This window comes from Flavobacterium sp. LS1P28 (genome assembly GCF_003970335.1).
Lineage (GTDB): Bacteria > Bacteroidota > Bacteroidia > Flavobacteriales > Flavobacteriaceae > Flavobacterium.
Genome location: NZ_RYDI01000002.1, coordinates 280,778 through 302,001, shown reverse-complemented (window position 1 = coordinate 302,001; position 21,224 = coordinate 280,778). Strand labels below are relative to the sequence as shown.

At 35.4% G+C, this 21,224-nt stretch carries 20 protein-coding genes; 13 read left to right on the top strand and 7 right to left on the bottom strand.

What is annotated here, in order from left to right:
• Positions 1 to 17: 17 nt before the first annotated feature.
• Positions 18 to 725 (bottom strand): tetratricopeptide repeat protein, encoded by a 708-nt coding sequence (locus tag EKL97_RS03285; protein ID WP_126458787.1) that lies wholly within the window; start codon positions 723 to 725, stop codon positions 18 to 20.
• Between the two features lie 143 nt (positions 726 to 868).
• Between EKL97_RS03285 and EKL97_RS03280 the strand changes: the two genes are divergently transcribed.
• Positions 869 to 1,684 carry a UDP-2,3-diacylglucosamine diphosphatase gene (locus tag EKL97_RS03280; protein ID WP_126458781.1) on the top strand — a complete coding sequence of 272 codons (816 nt, stop codon included), beginning with the start codon at positions 869 to 871 and terminating at the stop codon, positions 1,682 to 1,684.
• A gap of 80 nt (positions 1,685 to 1,764) precedes the next feature.
• Positions 1,765 to 2,757 carry a glycosyltransferase family protein gene (locus EKL97_RS03275; protein ID WP_126458778.1) on the top strand — a complete coding sequence of 331 codons (993 nt, stop codon included), beginning with the start codon at positions 1,765 to 1,767 and terminating at the stop codon, positions 2,755 to 2,757.
• Between the two features lie 65 nt (positions 2,758 to 2,822).
• On the opposite strand, the gene obgE is transcribed toward EKL97_RS03275, so the two are convergent.
• The 4 genes from obgE to hpt all read right to left on the bottom strand — a co-directional run bounded on the left by obgE (position 2,823) and on the right by hpt (position 6,512).
• The gene (obgE, locus tag EKL97_RS03270) at positions 2,823 to 3,824 is read right to left on the bottom strand and encodes a GTPase ObgE (protein WP_126451789.1); all 1,002 of its coding nucleotides are present in this window, start codon (positions 3,822 to 3,824) and stop codon (positions 2,823 to 2,825) included.
• An 82-nt stretch (positions 3,825 to 3,906) separates the two neighbouring features.
• Positions 3,907 to 5,181, bottom strand: coding sequence for a hemolysin family protein (locus EKL97_RS03265; protein WP_126568102.1), 1,275 nt, complete (start codon positions 5,179 to 5,181; stop codon positions 3,907 to 3,909).
• Between the two features lie 214 nt (positions 5,182 to 5,395).
• On the bottom strand, positions 5,396 to 5,968 hold the full coding sequence (locus EKL97_RS03260; RefSeq protein ID WP_126568101.1) for an adenylate kinase: 573 nt from the start codon (positions 5,966 to 5,968) through the stop codon (positions 5,396 to 5,398).
• A gap of 13 nt (positions 5,969 to 5,981) precedes the next feature.
• Positions 5,982 to 6,512, bottom strand: coding sequence for a hypoxanthine phosphoribosyltransferase (hpt, locus tag EKL97_RS03255; RefSeq protein WP_126458767.1), 531 nt, complete (start codon positions 6,510 to 6,512; stop codon positions 5,982 to 5,984).
• 216 nt (positions 6,513 to 6,728) lie between these two features.
• Here hpt and EKL97_RS03250 point away from each other — a divergent pair, with 216 nt between their 5' ends.
• Both EKL97_RS03250 and purE read left to right on the top strand, forming a co-directional pair.
• Positions 6,729 to 7,883, top strand: a complete 1,155-nt coding sequence (locus EKL97_RS03250; RefSeq protein WP_126568099.1) for a 5-(carboxyamino)imidazole ribonucleotide synthase — start codon at positions 6,729 to 6,731, stop codon at positions 7,881 to 7,883.
• 56 nt (positions 7,884 to 7,939) lie between these two features.
• Positions 7,940 to 8,422 (top strand): 5-(carboxyamino)imidazole ribonucleotide mutase, encoded by a 483-nt coding sequence (gene purE / locus EKL97_RS03245; protein WP_126458759.1) that lies wholly within the window; start codon positions 7,940 to 7,942, stop codon positions 8,420 to 8,422.
• Between the two features lie 51 nt (positions 8,423 to 8,473).
• On the opposite strand, the gene EKL97_RS03240 is transcribed toward purE, so the two are convergent.
• Positions 8,474 to 9,181 (bottom strand): hypothetical protein, encoded by a 708-nt coding sequence (locus EKL97_RS03240; protein WP_231507387.1) that lies wholly within the window; start codon positions 9,179 to 9,181, stop codon positions 8,474 to 8,476.
• Positions 9,182 to 9,371: 190 nt separating this feature from the next.
• Here EKL97_RS03240 and EKL97_RS03235 point away from each other — a divergent pair, with 190 nt between their 5' ends.
• From EKL97_RS03235 to EKL97_RS03225, 3 genes are all read left to right on the top strand, one after another.
• On the top strand, positions 9,372 to 11,399 hold the full coding sequence (locus tag EKL97_RS03235) for a M3 family metallopeptidase (protein WP_126568097.1): 2,028 nt from the start codon (positions 9,372 to 9,374) through the stop codon (positions 11,397 to 11,399).
• Positions 11,400 to 11,487: 88 nt separating this feature from the next.
• A complete protein-coding gene (locus tag EKL97_RS03230) occupies positions 11,488 to 12,201 on the top strand; it encodes a YqjF family protein (protein ID WP_126568096.1) in 714 nt (237 codons plus the stop codon).
• On the top strand, positions 12,201 to 12,656 hold the full coding sequence (locus EKL97_RS03225) for an SRPBCC family protein (RefSeq protein ID WP_126568094.1): 456 nt from the start codon (positions 12,201 to 12,203) through the stop codon (positions 12,654 to 12,656). The genes EKL97_RS03230 and EKL97_RS03225 overlap by 1 nt, the downstream gene beginning before the upstream one ends.
• Before the next feature lie 131 nt (positions 12,657 to 12,787).
• Here EKL97_RS03225 and EKL97_RS03220 read toward each other — a convergent pair whose 3' ends face one another.
• Positions 12,788 to 13,507 (bottom strand): hypothetical protein, encoded by a 720-nt coding sequence (locus EKL97_RS03220; protein WP_317125227.1) that lies wholly within the window; start codon positions 13,505 to 13,507, stop codon positions 12,788 to 12,790.
• 240 nt (positions 13,508 to 13,747) lie between these two features.
• Between EKL97_RS03220 and gcvP the strand changes: the two genes are divergently transcribed.
• From gcvP to EKL97_RS03190, 6 genes are all read left to right on the top strand, one after another.
• Positions 13,748 to 16,597 carry an aminomethyl-transferring glycine dehydrogenase gene (gene gcvP / locus EKL97_RS03215; RefSeq protein WP_126568091.1) on the top strand — a complete coding sequence of 950 codons (2,850 nt, stop codon included), beginning with the start codon at positions 13,748 to 13,750 and terminating at the stop codon, positions 16,595 to 16,597.
• A 278-nt stretch (positions 16,598 to 16,875) separates the two neighbouring features.
• Complete coding sequence (locus EKL97_RS03210; protein ID WP_126451777.1) at positions 16,876 to 17,934, top strand: 3-oxoacyl-ACP synthase III family protein; 1,059 nt, start codon at positions 16,876 to 16,878, stop codon at positions 17,932 to 17,934.
• A gap of 235 nt (positions 17,935 to 18,169) precedes the next feature.
• Positions 18,170 to 18,694, top strand: coding sequence for a methyltransferase (locus EKL97_RS03205; protein WP_126568089.1), 525 nt, complete (start codon positions 18,170 to 18,172; stop codon positions 18,692 to 18,694).
• A 90-nt stretch (positions 18,695 to 18,784) separates the two neighbouring features.
• Positions 18,785 to 19,633 carry a glycosyltransferase gene (locus EKL97_RS03200; RefSeq protein WP_126568088.1) on the top strand — a complete coding sequence of 283 codons (849 nt, stop codon included), beginning with the start codon at positions 18,785 to 18,787 and terminating at the stop codon, positions 19,631 to 19,633.
• 79 nt (positions 19,634 to 19,712) lie between these two features.
• A complete protein-coding gene (locus tag EKL97_RS03195; protein WP_126451774.1) occupies positions 19,713 to 20,462 on the top strand; it encodes an MlaE family ABC transporter permease in 750 nt (249 codons plus the stop codon).
• Entirely contained in the window at positions 20,459 to 21,220 is a 762-nt protein-coding gene (locus tag EKL97_RS03190; RefSeq protein ID WP_126451773.1) for an ABC transporter ATP-binding protein, read from the top strand. The genes EKL97_RS03195 and EKL97_RS03190 overlap by 4 nt, the downstream gene beginning before the upstream one ends.
• The last annotated feature ends 4 nt before the right edge of the window (positions 21,221 to 21,224 follow it).

The window sequence follows — 21,224 nt, the reverse complement described above, 5'->3', positions numbered from 1 at the left end:
TTTACAGTTCAAGTGAATTAAAAACTACTTTGAACCTTTTTGTTATTATAGGATTCTAAAAGAGATTTTGCCTTTTCAGTTTCATTCATTTTATCATTATATAAGCTAACCAGCTTTTGGTAACTTATTTTTGAACCACCAGCCAGAATTGCTTTTTTATACTGCTGTTCCGCACCTTTATATCGTTCGAAATATTCCTCAATATGTCCTCTGGACAAATAACCATCAACAGGCGACAACCGCAATAATTCATCGGAATATTTCATAGCCTTAGTTTCACTCCCGCCAACAATTCCCGGTAACTGAATGTATATTTCAATCAAAGCCCAACGCGCCTCTATATGTTTTGGATTCAGATTGATGGCTTTTTCAAAGGAGGCTTTAACTTCAGCAATCATCCCAAGCGCCTTAAATTTACTGCTCTCTTTAGCTCTCATTCCCATCGCACCACCATATTTATAATAATAATTGGCTTCTGATGGTTTTACTGTTTTTAGCTTTTTATAATAGGTAATTGCTTTTTCCCATGAATTATAATAACCGGCAATATCGCCTAAATACTCTATCGTCTTCAAATCTGAAGGATTCGTTTTTAGTATTGATTCAAATATTGTTTGTGCCTGCTCATACTTTTCCTCTTTGAAGAGTTTTTGCGCTTTTTCAAAATTGGATTGTGACCAAATCATAATAGGAAACAATAAAAAAACTAGTATACTATGTTTCATGCTTCAAAAATAAGGAAAATTTAAAGTATTAAACAGCTTTTTTAATCTTAAAAAAGTTAACAAATCAATATGTGTAGCGTGTAATAATAATATATACGAAACATTATCATAACACAGAGTAATTAATTTCGTCAAAACAAATTATGAAAAGAAAGAGAAAAATTCCTTTAGTCGTATTGAGCGATGTACACTTAGGAACATATGGTTGTCAGGCCAATGAATTACTACAATATTTAAAATCGATTCAGCCAAAAATGTTGGTTTTAAATGGAGACATTATTGATATGTGGAGTTTTAGCAAAAGATATTTTCCTGCCTCACACATGAATGTATTGCGACAAATCATAAAAATGTCGAATCAAGGAACTCGAGTTATTTATATTACGGGAAATCATGATGAAGCTTTAAGGAAATATTCCGATTTTATTTTAGGGAATTTTGAATTGGCAGATAAATTGATCCTGGACTTAGATGGAAAAAAAACCTGGATTTTTCACGGGGATGTTTTCGATTCTTCTACGAAAGGTTATGCTAAAATTTTAGCTAAACTTGGCGGAAAAGGCTATGATTTATTGATTTTGATAAATAGTTTTATCAATTGGGTTTTAGTGCTTTTGGGAAAAGAAAAAAGAAGCTATTCTAAAATGATTAAGGACAGTGTAAAAAAAGCCGTCTCTTTTGTGTCAAATTTTGAAACTACAGCCGCCGAAATTGCTATTCAAAAAAAATACAGTTATGTAGTTTGCGGACACATTCACAAACCCCAAATGAGGGAAGTACAAAATGAACATGGAAAGGTTATGTATTTAAACAGCGGTGATTGGGTCGAAAACCTTACCGCATTGGAATACAAAAAAGAAAAATGGAGTATTTACCAGTATAAAAAAACGGACTATATAGACCATGAGAACAAAGAAGATGCAATTATAAATGACATTGTAACCAAAATTTTATCTTAATAACCCTGAGGAAAAATCATCTTATCCTAATAAATCCATATTTAAAAGAAATCAGTTATAATCCAATCTAAATAACAAACATGAAAATATTTTATGCTATTCAAGCCACTGGCAACGGTCATATCAGTAGAGCCATGCAACTTTATCCTTATTTACAAAAATTTGGCACTGTAGACTTCTTCATGAGTGGAAATAATGCTAGCCTAAAAATTGATTTACCAGTAAAATACAAAAGCGACGGTTGCAGCTTACACTACAGTAAATGTGGTGGCTTGAACTACTGGAATATTGCAAAAAACATTAGGCCAATACAGATGTTCAAAGATGCAAGCTCTCTACCTTTAAAAAATTATGATGTTGTAATAAATGATTTTGATTCAATTACTTCTCTTGCTTGTAAATTACAGAAAGTACATTCGGTACAATTTGGACATCAAGCTAGTTTTGCGTCAAAATTGACACCAAGACCAGAAAAAAAAAGCCTTATGGGAGAAATAATTCTAAAACATTATGCTCCTTCTCCACAGTATATTGGACTGCATTTTGAGAAATACGATTCTTTCATTCTCCCTCCAATTATTAAAGATGAAATCATACAAGCCGAACCAAAAGACTTAAAACACATAACGGTTTATTTACCGTCTTTCCAAAAAGATTGTTTAGAAAAAGCGTTTAATAAACGCTCCGAAATTAATTTTCACTGGTTTTTGAATGATGTAAAACTCAAACATACCATTGGCAACATCACGTATTATCCTGTAAATCAAAAACAGTTCAATCAAAGCTTAATCAACTGTCATGGTGTCATAACCGGTGGTGGATTTGAAACACCCGCAGAAGCATTGTATCTTAGAAAAAAAATACTCAGCATTCCTATACGAAATCATTATGAGCAGGAGTGTAATGCTGCAGCACTAAAAAAAATGGGGGTTCCAGTAGTTTATGAAGTAGGTGATAATTTTGATTTAATCATAGAAAACTGGCTTAATAAGGATACTCCTACGCCTAATATACTAGCTAATACAGTCCCTGACACATTACAGTTCTTATTTGACACCTACAACAGTAACTAATTCTTAAATTATGGCAACAAAAAAGGTGTTCTAAAAGAACACCTTTTTTGTGAAATTTATGAAAATTAGTCGTTCAACATTTTCCACAACTTGTCTTTTAATTCTGTCAAACCTTGTTGAGCCACAGAAGAAATAAACATATAAGGAACATCTTTGAAAGCAACGTCTAACTCTACTTTTAGCTCTGCCTTTAACTCATCATCAAGCATATCGCATTTAGAAATCACCAGCAAACGCTCTTTGTCAAGCATTTCGGGATTGTATTTTGTCAATTCATTTACCAAAATATCATATTCCGCTTTGATATCCGGAGTATCCACTGGAACTAAGAACAATAAAGTTGAATTCCGTTCAATATGGCGCAAGAAATAATGTCCAAGACCTTTTCCTTCGGCTGCTCCTTCAATAATTCCGGGAATATCTGCAATTACAAAAGATTGAAAATCTCTGTAGGCTACAATACCAAGATTTGGTTTCAAGGTAGTAAACGGATAATCGGCAATTTTTGGTTTTGCAGAAGTCAAAACTGACAATAATGTTGATTTTCCTGCATTAGGAAAACCTACCAAACCTACATCAGCCAGCACTTTTAATTCTAAAATAACATCCATCTCTGCTCCAGGCAATCCCGGTTGAGAATATCTGGGGGTTTGATTTGTCGAGCTTCTAAAATGCCAGTTACCTAAACCACCTTTCCCACCGCGAGAAAGAATTTGTTTTTCACCCTCATCAGTAATTTCAAATAATATTTCTCCCGTTTCTTTATCCTTTACAACAGTACCCAGCGGCACTTCGATAAATTTATCGTCACCATCTGCACCGGTACTCCTGTCTCCACTTCCATCTCCACCATTACCGGCTTTGATATGTCTGGCAAACTTTAGGTGAAACAATGTCCAAAGTGCTTTATTTCCTACCAAATATACATGGCCACCACGACCACCATCACCACCGTCAGGGCCTCCTTTTTCAATAAATTTTTCTCTGTGCAAGTGCGTAGATCCTTTTCCTCCTTTTCCGGATGAAACATATATTTTAACATAATCTACAAAATTCCCTTCAGTCATTTTTTTTTGTTTAAAAGTTTATAGTTTAAAGATTAAAGATTAGCGGCACACTAACTTTACACATTAAACTTTAAACCAAATTTTAACCCTTTAAGGCTTTCACCATCACTTTATCAATCTTGACGCCATCCATATCGATAACTTCTAACTCAAATTTTTGCCAAATTAATTTCTCTCCTTGTTTGGGTATGTGAGATAGTTCCGTCATTATTAATCCACTCACCGTAGTAACTTCATAATCATTGATTAGCTCATCTAACTCAAAGTACGTCAAGAAATCGTGCAACGAATAATGTCCGTCAACCAGCCATGTTCCATCTTCTCTTTCAATTAACTGAAAATCATCTTTATAAAAATCCGAAGCATCACCAACCAGCGCTTCCAGAATATCATTCAGTGTAATAACACCCTGAAAAACACCATATTCATCAGATACAAATGCGTAATGTATTCCGGTTTTTTTAAAATTCTCTAACGCTACATACGCCGTGGTTTGCTCCATCATAAAGGGAGCTTCTGTCATAATATCAGCCAAATTGAAATTTTCGTTCTCAAAATGGGCAAAAATATTTTTTAGGTTAACAACCCCTACAATATCATCATAATTCTCACCGTAAACAGGATAAATAGAATGCAACTCTTTAAGCATAAACTCTCTAACCTGTTCTTTATCTGCATGAAAAGGTAGAAAAACTACTGATTTTCTATGTGTCATCAAAGAATTTATTTTCCGATCACCAATATGAAAAACGCGTTCCACAATATCTTGCTCTATTTCCTGAACTTCGCCTCCTTCAGTTCCTTCTTTGATAATCGCTCTAATTTCTTCTTCTGTAACTTTGCCGTCAGCTGTTGGTTTTATTTGTAAAATACTCAACAAAAATTCCGTTGAATGCGTCAACATCCAAATGAATGGAGCCATAATTACCGAAATAATTTTCATGGGTAATGCCACTGTTTTTGCAATGCTTTCCGGATGATTTAAACCAATTCTTTTTGGCAGTAATTCCCCTAAAACCATAGAAAAAAAAGTTAAAACCACTACAACAATCCCAACAGAAACAGAATGGGCATACGGTTTGAGTATCTCAAAATTATTGATGTAAGTTTCGACGTCAAATGTGATTTTATCCCCACTATAAATACCGGTTAGAATCCCTATCAAGGTAATTCCTATTTGTACGGTTGATAAAAATTTGTTTGGAGAATTGGCTAATTCCAATGCAATTTGAGCATTTTTATTCCCTTTTTTTGCAGAAGTTTCTAATCTATTTTTACGTGCCGAAATCAATGCGATTTCTGACATGGAAAAAATTCCATTAAGCAGTATTAGAAAAAATATTATTAGTATTTCCAATTTCTTAGTTGATTCGTTTGTGTATTAAAATGTGATTCCTCCATTTTTTGTTTTGAAATCGGTTGTTTGTAACCTCAATTTTATGGCCCAGATAACAGTGAAAAGCCCGCAAAAAAAACTTTTTCTTGTCAAAAAAGAGCGACCTAAGGAAGCTCCTTTTTAGGACTTAGAAAAAAAAATTTCGAGGACTTACAACGTACCACTGGAACTGCTCCTATAAATGATCAATAACGTTACTTACTCTTTGGGTAATTTCTGCAATGGTACCAATTCCGTTTACTGCATGAAATTTCCCTTGTCCCTGATAATAATCCATTAATGGCGCTGTTTTTTCGTTGTATTCCTGGTAGCGATTTCTGATCTTTTCTTCGTCTTGATCGTCAATTCTGCCACTTGTTTTTCCTCTTTCTAACAATCGTTGTACCAGGATTTCGTCATCAGCTTCGAGTGCAATTGTTGCGGCAACAGTCGAACTAATTGAAACAAGAAATTCATCTAAATCTTTGGCTTGTGATAGTGTTCTTGGATATCCGTCAAATAAAATTCCGTTTGTGTCTGGATGTTTATTTACCTCATCAATCAACATTTTTGTCGTCAATTCATCCGGTACTAAATCCCCTGCATCCATATAAACTCTTGCTTGTTTGCCTAATTCTGTGTCGTTTTTTAAATTAAAACGAAATACGTCGCCCGTGGAAATATGCGTTAATTTGTACTTGTCTTTCAAAAATTCTGCTTGAGTTCCTTTTCCTGCTCCTGGTTTTCCAAATAAAACAATGTTAGTCATAATGTGTTGGTAATTATTCTTTTAGTTTATATACTTCGGATAAATTTCTTCCTAAACCATCATAATCCAAACCAAAACCTACAATAAATTTATTTGGGATTCGAATCCCAATATAATCTATTTTGATATCTTTTGTGTATGCCTCTGGTTTGAAGAAAAGTGTCGCTATTTTGAAATGCTTTACATTTTGTTTTTTGAATAATTCTTTGAGTTCCACTAAAGTATTTCCGGTATCTACAATATCCTCTAGTATGATAACGCTACGTCCAGTCAAATCCTGATTTAATCCGATTAATTGTTTTACCTCATTTGTGGTAGAAGTTCCTTCATAAGAAGCCATTTTTATAAAAGATACTTCACATGGTTTTTTATACTGTTTCATAAAATCAGAAACGACCATAAAAGCTCCGTTTAATACACCTACAAAAACTGGTATTTCATCAGCGAAATCATCTTCTATTTGCGCCACCATTTTAGCAATGGCAAAATCAATTTCTTTAGCAGAAATAAACGGAACAAATTGTTTGTCGTGAAGTTGTATCATTATTTTCGTTTTTAAAATAATGTGCAAAGATACAGAATTCGGATTTGTGAATTGATAAATGAGAATTAATTTGTAATTTTAAGTAAATTTCACATAAAAGGGCCTCAAAATGTATTGAAAGCAACAAAAGTTATAATAAAAATTCCGAAGAAAATAAAATTGTGTTTTCGGATTCCATCATTATAAAGTATCTTTGCTTAAACATACAACTACACAATGAATTATTTTTCTTCTGATTTTAAATTGGGAATTCTCGGTGGCGGACAACTGGGCAAAATGCTATTGTTTGACACCCGAAAGTTCGACATACAAACCTATGTTTTGGATCCAAGTGATGAAGCACCTTGCAAAATAGCTTGTGACCAATTCTTCAAAGGGGATTTAATGGATTTTGAAACCGTGTATAACTTTGGTAAAAAAGTAGATATTTTGACTTTTGAAATCGAATTAGTCAATCTGGAAGCTTTGGTAAAACTGGAAGAAGAAGGGTTAAAGGTATTTCCTTCGCCAAAAACGTTGAAACTCATTCAAAACAAAGGAATTCAGAAAGATTTTTACATTCAACATGCCATCCCAACCGCAAATTACAAACGATTTGACAATTTAAAAAGTCTTATTGTTGACATTCTAGATTCGAAAACAAAACTACCGTTTGTGTGGAAATGTACGGAATTTGGCTACGATGGAAATGGCGTAAAAGTGATTCGACACATTTCGGATTTGGATAATTTAGCCAATGTAGAATGCATTGCCGAAGAAATGATTCCGTTCAAAAAAGAATTGGCTGTTATCGTTTGTCGCAATCCTTCCGGTGAAATAAAAACCTATCCTGTAGTAGAAATGGAATTTCATCCAGAAGCCAACCAAGTAGAATATGTGATTTGCCCAGCTCGAATTGATGATACAGTAGCCGAAAAAGCAAGAGCTATCGCATTGAATGTTTCCAAAAAATTCAATCATGTGGGATTATTAGCCGTAGAAATGTTTCAAACCGAAGACGATGAAATCCTTGTGAACGAAGTGGCTCCACGCCCGCACAATTCAGGTCACTACTCGATTGAAGCCAGTTATACCTCGCAATTTGAAAATCATTTGCGTGCCATTCTAGATTTGCCTTTAGGGAATACAGACAGTAAAGTAGCCGGGATCATGGTAAATCTAGTGGGCGAAGAAGGTTTTTCAGGAGATGTAGTCTACGAAAACATCGAAAAAATACTGGGATGGAATGGTGTTACGCCACATATTTACGGAAAAAAACAAACGCGTCCCTTTAGAAAAATGGGACACGTAACCATCGTAAATGAAGACATCAACGAAGCCCGAAGAATTGCTGAGGATGTAAAGAATACGATTAGAGTGATCAGTATATAGCAATCAGTGTTCAGTGGCATTTTGCGACTTTAAATCTTAAACTTTAAACAAAAAAAATGAAAGTAGCCGTAATAATGGGAAGCATCTCAGATATGCCGATCATGCAAGAAGCCATAGATATCCTAAAAGCATTTGAAATCGAAATTGAAGTCGATATCGTTTCGGCACACCGAACGCCTGAAAAATTATTTGATTTTAGCATGAACGCACATACTCGCGGTATTTCTGTGGTTATTGCCGGTGCTGGCGGCGCGGCACATTTACCCGGAATGGTCGCTTCAATGTCGCCACTTCCCGTAATTGGCGTTCCTATAAAATCCAGTAATTCAATCGATGGCTGGGACAGCGTTTTATCCATTCTGCAAATGCCAGGTGGCGTTCCCGTAGCAACCGTAGCCTTAAATGGCGCCAAGAACGCAGGTATTCTTGCCGCTCAAATCATAGGAAGTCACAACAAAAGTGTCCTAGAGAAAGTAATTAAGTACAAAACCGGATTGAAAGAAGCCGTCAATATCGCTTCCCAAAGCCTCCAAAAATAAAAAAAAGCTCCATTACGGAGCTTTTTTTATGAATTCAAATAGTGAAATAATTTATTCTGCATCAACAACAATTTCAAGAACTCCTTCAAATTCTGATGCAATAATGTCCTCTCTGCTTAACCAGTATTCAGAAGTTGTAATCGTATAATTCACATTATCCGTGGTCTTAACATCCCATAAAATATCTTCCGCTTCCGAAAAAGGGACGTTTTCAGTCATTGGCAGATCGAACAATCTTTTGATCAAATTACTGCCCGATAAACCGTTGTTTAATAATTTCAGAATATTTTCTTTAGTCAATTCGCTTTCATTTTCACCTTCGACCGGGACCAAACTGCATTCAACAATCGTCGCTTTTGCATTAGGAAAAGTACCGTTGTAAGCTTTGAAAAGCAATTGATTGATATGAAACAATGTTGAATGCAATCCAATTTCGGGATATTCTTCACATACTTTATCTAAAAGCATATCGTTTGAAATTTGCTGAATTTGACCTTCATTCAAATCTTCTGATAATTTGTATTCCAATAGTATTGCAGCGGCATCTTTTGGTTCGAAATCACTTATTGCCATAAACAATAATTCCCTTAAACTGGCAGCATCCCCATCAGCAGCATCCGGATAATCAAACTTTCCCAAGAGTTTTATATAATCCTCATTTGTCCAATATTCTTCAACCTCATCAACAGTATTCGCTCTATTTATTGTAATTTGATAATTCATCTTTTCTTTTAGTTTATTATATTTTTTTCGATTCATTTTTTACAAAACCAATCATTTTTTACAATTTAAGGCTTTATTACTGCCAAATGAAATAAATAACATTTAAATAACACTTTTGAATCCGCTATTTTGGCCCAAATCAATTCCTTGGACAAACACATTTTTTTTATTAAATCCGTACCTTTGATTTCTTTAAACATCAAATTATTTTTATTACAAAATACAAATGAGCATCCTAACACACCCTTTCAATACAAAGTACAATACTGCACCTTTTTCGAAAATTAAAAATGAAGATTTCCTTCCTGCTTTTCAAAAAGGAATCGAATTGGCAAAAGCCGAAATCGATGCGATTGTACAAAATCCGATAAAACCCACTTTCGAAAACACGATTGAAGCATTAGCGTTCAGCGGCGATGTTTTGGACCGAATCTCAAGCATCTTTTTCAACTTGAATTCAGCCGAAACCAATGACGAAATTCAAAAAATCGCTCAGGAAGTTTCGCCTCTGCTCTCTGAGTTTGGCAACGATGTGCGTCTTAATCCGGATTTATTCGCACGAGTAAAAACAGTGTATGAGCAACGAGAAAAACTGAATCTCAATCCGGAGCAAACCACGCTTTTAGACAAAAAATACAAAAGCTTTTCCAGAAATGGAGCGAATTTACCGGAAGATAAAAAGAATCAATTGCGAGAAATTGATAAAGAATTATCGAAATTGAGTTTGCAGTTTGGCGAAAATATTTTGGCCGAAACACAGGCCTATCAACTGCATATTACTAACAAAACAGATTTAGCCGGTTTGCCAGACGGAACTATCGAAGCTGCTCGTTCATTGGCTAAAAGCCAAGAAAAAGAAGGATGGATTTTCACATTGGACTATCCTAGTTATGTTCCGTTTGTAACCTATGTCAACAATCGGGAATTACGCATGGAAATGGCAATCGCTTTCGGTGCCAAAGGTTTTCAAAACAACGAATTTGACAATCAGGAAATTGTGCTTAAGATTGCCAAATTGCGTTTTGACAGAGCTCAAGTTTTAGGTTATGCTACTCATGCTCATTTTGTATTGGAAGAGCGCATGGCCGAAAGTCCGGAGAAAGTAAAAACCTTCTCGAATGATTTATTAGAAAAAGCCAAACCGGCAGCCTTGAAAGAATTTGCACAATTGACCGCTTTTGCAAAAGAGTTACACGGAATTGAACAACTCCAGAAATGGGATGGTGCGTATTATTCGGAGAAATTGAAGCAACAATTATTCAATTTGGATGATGAAATTTTAAAACCGTATTTTCAATTAGAAAAAGTTTTAGACGGTGCTTTTGCAGTAGCGCAAAAATTATACGGAATTACTTTTGAAGAAGTTTACGAAGTAGATAAATACCATGAAGAAGTAAAAACATACACAGTAAAAGATGAAAACGGTCAATTAGTTGCGGTGTTTTATGCTGATTTCTTTCCAAGAAAAGGCAAACGAAACGGAGCTTGGATGACTTCTTTTAAATCGCAATATGTTAAAAAAGAAATTAACGAAAGACCTCATATTTCTATTGTTTGTAATTTCACGAAACCTACCGAAACAAAACCATCCTTATTAACTTTTAACGAGGTAACAACTTTATTTCATGAATTTGGTCACGCCTTGCACGGAATGTTGGCCAACACGACATATCCAAGTTTGTCCGGTACTTCAGTATATTGGGATTTCGTGGAATTACCAAGTCAGATTCTGGAAAACTGGTGTTACGAACCGGAGGCCTTGGCGTTGTTTGCCTATCATTATGAAACCGGCGAAATGATTCCGATGGAATTAGTCCATAAAATTAAGGAAAGTGCCAGTTTCCAGGAAGGAAAGGCAACAATGCGTCAATTGAGTTTTGGGTTATTAGATATGGGCTGGCATGCACAAGATCCTTCTACTATTAAGGATATCAAAGCTTTTGAAACCGAGCAATTTGCAGCTACACAATTATATCCTGATACAAAAGAAAACGCGATGAGTACTTCATTCTCTCATATTTTTCAAGGTGGCTATTCGTCTGGTTATTACAGTTATAAATGGGCCGAAGTTTTGGATGCTGATGCTTTTGAATATTTTCAAGAAAAAGGTATTTTTAATAAAGAAGTGGCAACTAAATTCAAGGAAAACGTCCTTTCTAAAGGAGGAACAGAACACCCTATGATTTTATACAAACGCTTTAGAGGACAGGAACCAAAACCGGAAGCTTTGTTACGAAGAGCAGGATTGGTTTAGAAAAAACTTATTGAAAACCTGAAGTAACAGGCTTCGGGTTTTTTCAATAGCATTTCACACACCTAAAAAAATTAAAACCAACAAAAAAATGAGTTTCTTAAAAGCCGAGTGGAATAATTTAGCCCTGATTAATTATGTGGTCAATCCGGAAATTCTAGAGAAATATGTCCCAAAAGGAACAGAAATCGATTTATGGAACGGCAAATGTTATGTTAGTTTTATTGGATTCTTGTTTGAAAACGTGCGCGTTTTAGGAATAAAAATCCCATTTCATTCTGATTTTGAAGAGGTCAATCTTCGTTTTTACGTAAAGCGTTTTGAAAATAATGTATGGAAAAGAGGTGCTGTTTTTATCAGCGAAATTGTCCCTAAACTTGCCATTTCATTTGTAGCTAATACGTTTTACAATGAGCATTACCGGACGTTACCCATGAAACATACCTTGAAAGTAAATGAAAACTCCAGAGAATTTATTTACCAATGGAAAGTAAAAAACAAATGGAATACGATTCAGGTAACAACCCAAAAAAATCCCATTGCAATTGCACCGGATTCCGAAGCTGAGTTTATTACGGAGCATTATTTTGGGTATACCAAAATCAACGAAAATCAAACTTTTGAATACCAAGTCACGCATCCCCGATGGCAACAATTTGAAGTAACGAAAAACGAGTCAGTAATTGATTTTGAAGGTGTTTACGGAAAAGAATTTGCTTTTATCAAGGATTTAAAACCTACATCTGTATTTCTAGCCATTGGCTCAAAAATCACTATTGAAGACAAACGAAAAATACAAATGTAATGACCAAAATAAAAATTAGGACCAAAATAAAATCTCCCATACAAACTGTTTTTGACATTTCCAGAGACATCGACTTTCACCAAGAATCTGCCAGTACCACAAATGAAACGGCCATTGACGGAGTAACTTCTGGATTAATAAATTACAACGAAACGGTAACTTGGCGTGGCAAACATTTTGGTTTTTATCTAACGCATAAAAGCCGAATCACAGCAATGAATCAGTATGATTATTTTGTGGATGAAATGGAAGAAGGAAAATTCAAATCATTCCGACATGAACATATTTTTTACGAAAAAAACGGGCTTACGGTAATGAAAGATAAAGTATTTTACGAAGTACCATATGGTATCTTTGGGGAATTGTTTGATTTTTTGTTTCTAAAAAATCACATGATTAATTTTATTCTCGAAAGAAACAAAGTTGTGAAAGCTTTTTCTGAAAGTAAGCAGTAAAACGGAAATACTTCAAGAATAAAATCCATAATTATTTCAAAAATTCCCTGAAGTTTTCTTTACTTGTTAAAACATAATATTCACCAAATTAACACTATTATTAGTGAACGTACTCACCAATTAAGTGCTTTTTAAAATAATAAAAGTAACAACCACCAAACTATCGGAATGCTTTCAACACAAAAAGAAGTATAATATTTTGATCGTTTTTCATTGGCAAAAATCAAAAATAATGAAATCATCAGTACTAAAATGAAGTTTACAATCAATTGATCTTTATCTAAATTACTTTTAAAAAATTCCAATAAATAAAATGGAATCAAAAGTAACAGTCCCAATATTTTGGTACGGTTTGCTCCTATTTGTTGGGGTACGGTTTTAAGATGCGGATCGTCATGTGCCATATCAATGATTTCAAAAACAAGCACCAATACAAAAATCAAGATAAAGCGTTGTATGCATTTTAGATAGAAATCTATGGTTATTGGGATGCCCGCATCTAAAATTGGGAGTCCTAGCGTGACACCCACCCAACACAATGCTACGATATAAATTTTGACACCAGCCCAATTTCTTGCATTTTTTTTATTTGGAAAAAAAGGAAGCGTATACAACAAGGTAACACTCAAAAAAACAATAGCGGTAATTTGCGTCACTCGTTCCAGCATAAAGAAATAATAGCCTCCAAATAGAAGGGAGCAAAAACTAAACAAAGCAATCCCTTTTAGTTCCTTGCGCATTTTTATCTTTTTGGATCGAGCCAAAGCATCGTATTTCACAAAATTATACCCCACAATAGTTCCAAAAAAAACAAAATTAGCAACTGGTTCACCTACTGGAATGTGGAACATATAGTGCGTCATTCGGACCAAAGCATAACACGATAAACCCACGTGAATACTACTATTAATATAAAAATCGAATATTTGTTTAAAAAACCTCATTAGACAAAATTAATCAAAGTGTTAATAAGAACGGCTTTTAGTTGAAAAATTCACAGAAAATCCGATTAAAAAAGGCCATTAATAGCATATTAATATTTAATTTTACAGCCTTTTAAAACAAGAAACACACAACCTATTTTATATACAATGAAAACAGACGCTTTTGCATTAAGACACATTGGCCCTAGAGAAAATGATTTAGAACACATGTTAAAGACAATTGGGGCAGCAACGCTGGAACAATTGATTCAGGAAACGATTCCAAGTGACATTCGTTTAAAATCTGATTTAGATTTAGAACCTGCAATGACCGAATATGAGTTTGCAAATCACATTCAGAAATTAGGAAATAAAAATAAAGTTTTTCAATCCTACATTGGTTTAGGATACAATGCCGCAATTATTCCTGCAGTGATACAAAGAAATGTATTTGAAAATCCAGGATGGTATACTGCCTATACGCCGTATCAAGCCGAAATTGCGCAAGGCCGTTTAGAAGCCATTTTGAATTTCCAAACGATGGTTATCGAATTAACCGGAATGGAAATTGCGAATGCCTCTTTATTAGATGAAGGAACTGCAGCCGCAGAAGCAATGGCACTGCTTTTTGACGTTCGTTCTCGGGATCAAAAGAAAAATAACACCAATAAATTCTTCGTTTCTGAAGAAATATTACCCCAAACTTTATCCGTTTTACAAACACGTTCCACGCCAATTGGTGTCGAATTAGTACTAGGAAACCATGAAACATTCGATTTTTCATCGGACTATTTTGGAGCAATCCTTCAATATCCGGGAAAATTTGGGCAAGTACATGATTATACTGCCTTTATCGCTAAAGCAGGTGCAAACGAAATAAAAGTAGCTGTTGCCGCTGATATTTTGAGTTTGGCTAAATTGACACCACCCGGAGAAATAGGCGCTGCTGTTGTTCTTGGAACAACACAACGTTTTGGAATCCCGCTAGGATACGGTGGTCCGCACGCCGCTTATTTTGCAACAAAAGACGAATATAAAAGAAGCATGCCGGGAAGAATCATCGGCGTGACAGTTGATACGGATGGAAACCGCGCCTTGCGTATGGCGTTGCAAACCCGTGAGCAACACATCAAACGGGATAAAGCGACTTCTAACATTTGTACCGCTCAAGTATTATTATCCGTTATGGCCGGAATGTATACCGTGTATCACGGACCAAAAGGATTGCAATATATTGCAAATAAAGTACATGCTTCAGCAGCGACATTGGCTAATGCATTAGAAAAATCTGGTTTCCAGCAAATGAACACTGCTTTCTTTGACACCATTGTCATCAAGGCTGACGCTAAAAAAGTAAAAACAATTGCAGAAGAAAACGAAATTAATTTCTATTACATTGATGATAATACGATTTCAATTTCCTTAAACGAGACGACAAGCATTGCTGATTTGAATAAAATTATTGCTGTTTTCGCTTCTGCAAATGGGACTCCGCTTACACTGATTGAAACGTTATCAAAAACCAATCATTTTCCTGAAAACGTAAACAGAACATCAACGTTTTTACAACACGATGTTTTCAATAAACATCACTCAGAAACAGCTTTGATGCGTTACATCAAAATGTTAGAACGAAAAGATTTAGCGTTGAATCACTCGATGATTTCATTAGGGTCTTGTACCATGAAACTGAATGCCGCTTCAGAGATGTTGCCGTTAAGCATGCCACAATGGAACAATATTCACCCGTTTGCACCACTTGATCAAGCGCAAGGATATCAGGAGATGTTGGCTAAATTAGAAAACCAATTAAATGTCATTACTGGTTTTGCAGGAACAACATTACAACCTAATTCAGGTGCTCAAGGCGAATATGCCGGATTAATGGTGATTCGTGCGTACCACCAGTCAAGAGGAGATCACCACAGAAACATTGCTTTAATTCCATCATCCGCGCACGGAACAAATCCTGCATCAGCAGCGATGGCAGGAATGAAAGTAGTGGTAACTAAAACATTGGAAAACGGAAATATTGACGTAGAAGATTTACGCGAAAAAGCAGTTTTACACAAAGACAATCTTGCCTGTCTGATGGTAACCTATCCATCGACTCATGGAGTTTTTGAAAGTGCCATTAGAGAAATCACACAGTTAATACACAATAACGGAGGCCAAGTATACATGGATGGTGCGAATATGAATGCGCAAGTTGGATTGACAAATCCTGCAACTATTGGCGCTGATGTATGTCACTTGAACCTACATAAAACATTCGCGATTCCTCACGGCGGCGGCGGACCAGGAGTAGGACCTATATGCGTTGCGCCACAATTAGTGCCGTTTTTACCTACTAATCCTGTAATTCCAACTGGTGGAGAAAACGCGATAACAGCAATTTCTGCCGCACCTTGGGGGTCCGCATTAGTGTGTTTGATCTCTTACGGCTATATCTGTATGCTAGGAGCCGAAGGGTTGAAACAATCTACTCAATATGCCATTTTAAACGCCAACTATATTAAAGAGAAACTAAACGGTCATTATGATACGTTGTATTCTGGAGAAATGGGTCGTGCCGCACACGAGATGATTTTAGAATGCCGCCCTTTCAAACAAAAAGGAATTGAAGTTACTGATATTGCAAAACGCTTGATGGATTACGGTTTCCATGCACCTACGGTTTCTTTCCCAGTGGCAGGAACATTAATGATTGAACCTACAGAAAGTGAAAACCTGGAAGAGTTAGATCGTTTTTGTGATGCCATGATTGCAATCCGTAAAGAAATTGAAAACGCAACATTAGAAGACAAAAACAATGTTTTGAAAAATTCGCCCCACACATTAGCCATGCTAACTACTGATATCTGGAATTTTCCTTACACTCGGGAACAAGCCGCTTTCCCATTAGATTATATTGCCGAGAATAAATTCTGGCCAACCGTACGAAGAGCAGATGATGCCTATGGAGACCGAAACTTAGTTTGTTCCTGCGCACCAATTGAAGCCTATATGGAAAGTTAAACCACTACAAAATGTCTCGAGAAATCGAGACATTTTTTTTGCGCAAAAAAATTATCTGACCAGAAGCAATCTTTTGATAAAAAAAATAAAAAAGCAGTTTTTTTAACTTAAAAGAAGTAAGAAATAAAAATCGCATCAAAACATTCCTTTTACAATAAAAAAATTAATATTTTAGCCAATAAATTATTATTTCACAATTATATGCATGCATAGTAAATATTGTGACTGTACTAATTTTTTAATGATTAATTTAGCATAAATTTTGGAAAATTAACGCAATGAAAATAAAAATAGCTGGAATAGGAAGTTATATTCCTGAGAAAAAAATAAGCAATACAGATTTTGGCGAACATGTTTTTTTAAACGAGGATGGAACCGCTTTTGGTTATCCAAACGAAGTAGTCATTAATAAATTTAAGGGAATTACCGGAATTGAACACCGGCGCTATGCAGAGGATCATTTAAACTCCTCCGATCTCGCTTTTTTTGCCGCTCAAAAAGCAATAAAAAATGCTGGAATTGATCCTGAAACAATAGATTACATCATCTTTGCTCATAACTTTGGCGATGTAAAATACGGCACAAGCCAGTCCGATATGCTTCCAAGTTTAGCCACACGTGTCAAACACAAGCTACAAATAAAAAACCCAAAATGTGTTGCATACGACATCCTTTTTGGCTGTCCCGGATGGATCGAAGGCGTACTTCAAGCCAATGCTTACATCAAATCCGGCATGGCAAAACGTTGCTTGGTTATAGGTTCAGAAACGCTTTCCAGAGTAGTCGATGCGCATGACAGGGATTCCATGATCTACTCAGATGGTGCCGGCGCTTCTATCATTGAAGCTTCAGATGATGACACCGGTTTGTTAGCGTATGAAAGTGCCACCTATGCAAATGACGAAGCCAACTATTTATTCTTTGGGAAATCCTACAATCCTGATTTAGATCCGGACATTCGCTACATAAAAATGTACGGACGTAAAATCTATGAATTTGCATTAAATCATGTCCCTGCAGCCATGAAAAGTTGTTTAGACAAAAGTGGACTAGGTATTGATGATGTCAAAAAAATTCTTATCCATCAGGCTAACGAAAAAATGGACGAAGCAATCATACAGCGTTTTTACAAATTATACGACAGAACAGTTCCTAAAGACATCATGCCCATGAGTATCCATGAACTGGGAAACAGCAGTGTTGCTACCGTTCCAACTCTTTTTGACCTGCTCATCCGAGGCAAAATAGAAAATCAGGAAATACACAAAGGAGATGTTATGATTTTTGCCTCTGTTGGAGCAGGAATGAACATCAACGCCTTTATTTACCGATATTAATTCTTTTTAGGAAATTGTAATCAGGAGCTAATCCGGCTGTCCATTACAATTCCTCACTACAAAACTTGTTTTTCTAAGGTGCAATAAAGCTTCTTTTAGTCGCTTTTTGCACCTTGAAAAACTACATTTTGAAGCTCCGGGATTTTCATTACCATCCGGGCTAAAAAACAATCTTCAAAAACACATTTATTACTATATTTGTGCCTTCGTTCCCCAGCGGACAAATCAAAAAAACATGTACGAAAAAACGTTTCCCAATAAAAGATTCAAACATACTTTAGAATTTCTAAAAAAACATGTCTCCTCCTCAGAGACCATCTTAGACTTAGGCGTTGAAAACCCTTTCTCTAAAATCATGAAATCCGAAGGATTTACAGTTACAAACACAGCCGGAGAAGACTTAGACAAAGACCAATCCGTATTTTTAAGAGAACAAAAAGAGGTTGTAACCGCTTTCGAAATTTTTGAACATTTACTAAATCCTTTCACTATTTTAAACGAAATAAAATCGGATAAACTTTTTATTTCTATACCATTGCGACTGTGGTTTTCTCCAGCTTATCGCAGTAAAACAGACCTCTGGGATAGGCATTACCACGAATTTGAAGACTGGCAACTCGATTGGCTATTAGAAAAAACAGGCTGGAAGATAATAGATCGGCAAAAATGGACCAATCCCGTTAAAAAATTTGGAATTCGTCCCTTATTAAGAAAGTTTACCAACCGATATTATATTGTTTACGCTGAAAAAATCAAATAGATTAACGATTTCTGATTTCTGATTTCTGATTAACGACTTGCAACAAATCGTTAATCTGAAATTTAAAATCTAAAATCTAAAAATTTTTAAATGAATTATTACATTGTTATTCCGGCCCATAACGAGGAAGCATTTATTGCTTTAACGCTAAATTCTTTGATTTCGCAAACCATTTTGCCCAAAAAAGTAGTCGTAGTCAATGACAATTCTACTGATAAAACGGCCGAAATCGTTATGGCTTTCGCCAAAGAAAATCCGTTTATCACATTGGTCACAAAAACCTCCCAAGCAATTCATTTGCCGGGAAGTAAAGTTATTCAGGCCTTTCACAAAGGTTATGAAACATTAGATGAAAATTATGACGTAATCGTGAAACTGGATGCCGATTTAATTCTGCCCAACAACTATTTTGAAACTATTTTAAACATTTTCGAAAAAGATGCAACAATAGGAATGGCAGGCGGATTTGCTTATATCGAAAAAAATGGTACATGGATTCTGGAAAATCTTACTGACAAAGACCATATTCGTGGCGCATTCAAAGCCTATAGAAAAGCATGCTTCGAGCAAATAGGTAATTTAAAACCGGCAATGGGTTGGGACACCGTAGATGAATTACTATGTAAATTTTACGGATGGAAAGTCATTACGGACACTTCATTACTGGTAAAACACCTAAAACCAACTGGCGCCAATTACAATAAAACTGCACGTTACAAACAAGGCGAAGCATTTTATACTTTAGGCTACGGCTTTTTAATCACTTCCATCGCTTCGGCAAAGCTGGCAATAATGAAGAAAAAACCGCTACTATTTGTAGATTACATCAGCGGTTATTGGAAAGCTAAAGCAGCTAAAACTCCATTATTAGTTACAGAAGAACAAGCAAAATTCATTAGAAAATATCGTTTAAAAAAAATGCAGGAAAAGCTTTTTTAGCTTCCAAAATCAAAAACTGCTAAATTGAAAGATATAACTCCTTACAATTTTTGTAATTTAGCCCATATTCACAAAACTTATGATGCTTATTCGATATATAACACAGATAGGAAGATACTTCCTAATGCTGAGAGAAATTTTTAATAAACAGACCAAATGGTCTGTGATGAGAAATTTAATTTTCAAGGAAATTGATGACCTAATCATTGACTCTCTTGGTATTGTTGCCTTTATCTCTTTTTTTGTTGGAGGTGTAGTTGCTATACAAACTGCTTTAAATCTAACTAACCCATTAATTCCAAAATATCTTATCGGTTTTGCGACACGACAATCCGTAATATTAGAATTCGCCCCCACTTTTATCTCCGTGATTATGGCCGGGAAAATGGGTTCGTTTATTACCTCCAGTATAGGAACCATGAGGGTTACCGAACAAATTGATGCCTTAGAGGTGATGGGTGTAAACTCCTTAAATTACTTGGTTTTTCCTAAAATAATCGCCTTATTATTATACCCATTCTTAATAGGAATTGCTATGTTTCTGGGAGTTTTGGGAGGCTGGATGGCAGGCGTTTATGGTGGTTTTATCTCTAGTACTGAGTTTATAAATGGCACACAGATGGATTTCATCCCGTACCACATTGTTTATGCATTCATAAAGACACTGATATTTGCCATGTTACTGGCCACAATCCCCTCTTTTCATGGCTATTATATGAAGGGTGGTGCGCTTGAAGTAGGTAAAGCCAGTACCGTTTCTTTTGTTTGGACATCAGTTTCCATAATACTATTCAATTATATACTAACACAGTTGTTACTAGGATCATGATAGAAGTACAAAACATAGAAAAATCATTTGGTGGAAATAAAATTCTTAAAGGTATTTCTACGGTTTTTGAAACCGGAAAAACCAATTTAATTATTGGACAAAGTGGATCCGGAAAAACAGTTTTGCTCAAAAGTCTTTTAGGCATTCATACTCCGGAATCTGGAACAATTTCATTTGATGGCCGAATTTACTCGGAATTAACGTCTGACGAAAAACGAGAACTCCGCACTGAAATTGGAATGGTTTTTCAAGGAAGTGCTTTATTTGATTCGATGACTGTCGCTGAAAATGTTGGCTTCCCATTAAAAATGTTCACTAGGGACAATAAAGCAAAAATTCAGCAGCGCGTAGATTTTGTATTAAAAAGAGTCGATCTTACTGATGCCCATAAAAAACTCCCTTCACAAATTTCAGGAGGAATGCAAAAACGCGTTGCTATTGCCCGCGCCATTGTAAACAACCCCAAATACTTATTTTGTGATGAACCTAACTCTGGTTTAGATCCAAATACCGCTATATTAATTGATAATTTGATTAAAGAAATTACAGAAGAATATAACATCACAACGGTTATCAATACACATGATATGAACTCCGTGATGGAAATTGGAGAGAAAATTCTATTCTTAAAAGATGGCTTAAAAGCGTGGGAAGGAAACAAAGAAGAAATTTTCAGAACCGATAATGAGGCTGTCGTTGCCTTTGTTTATTCTTCCAATTTATTCAAAAAAGTACGGGAAGCGTATTTGAAAGAGTAAAAAG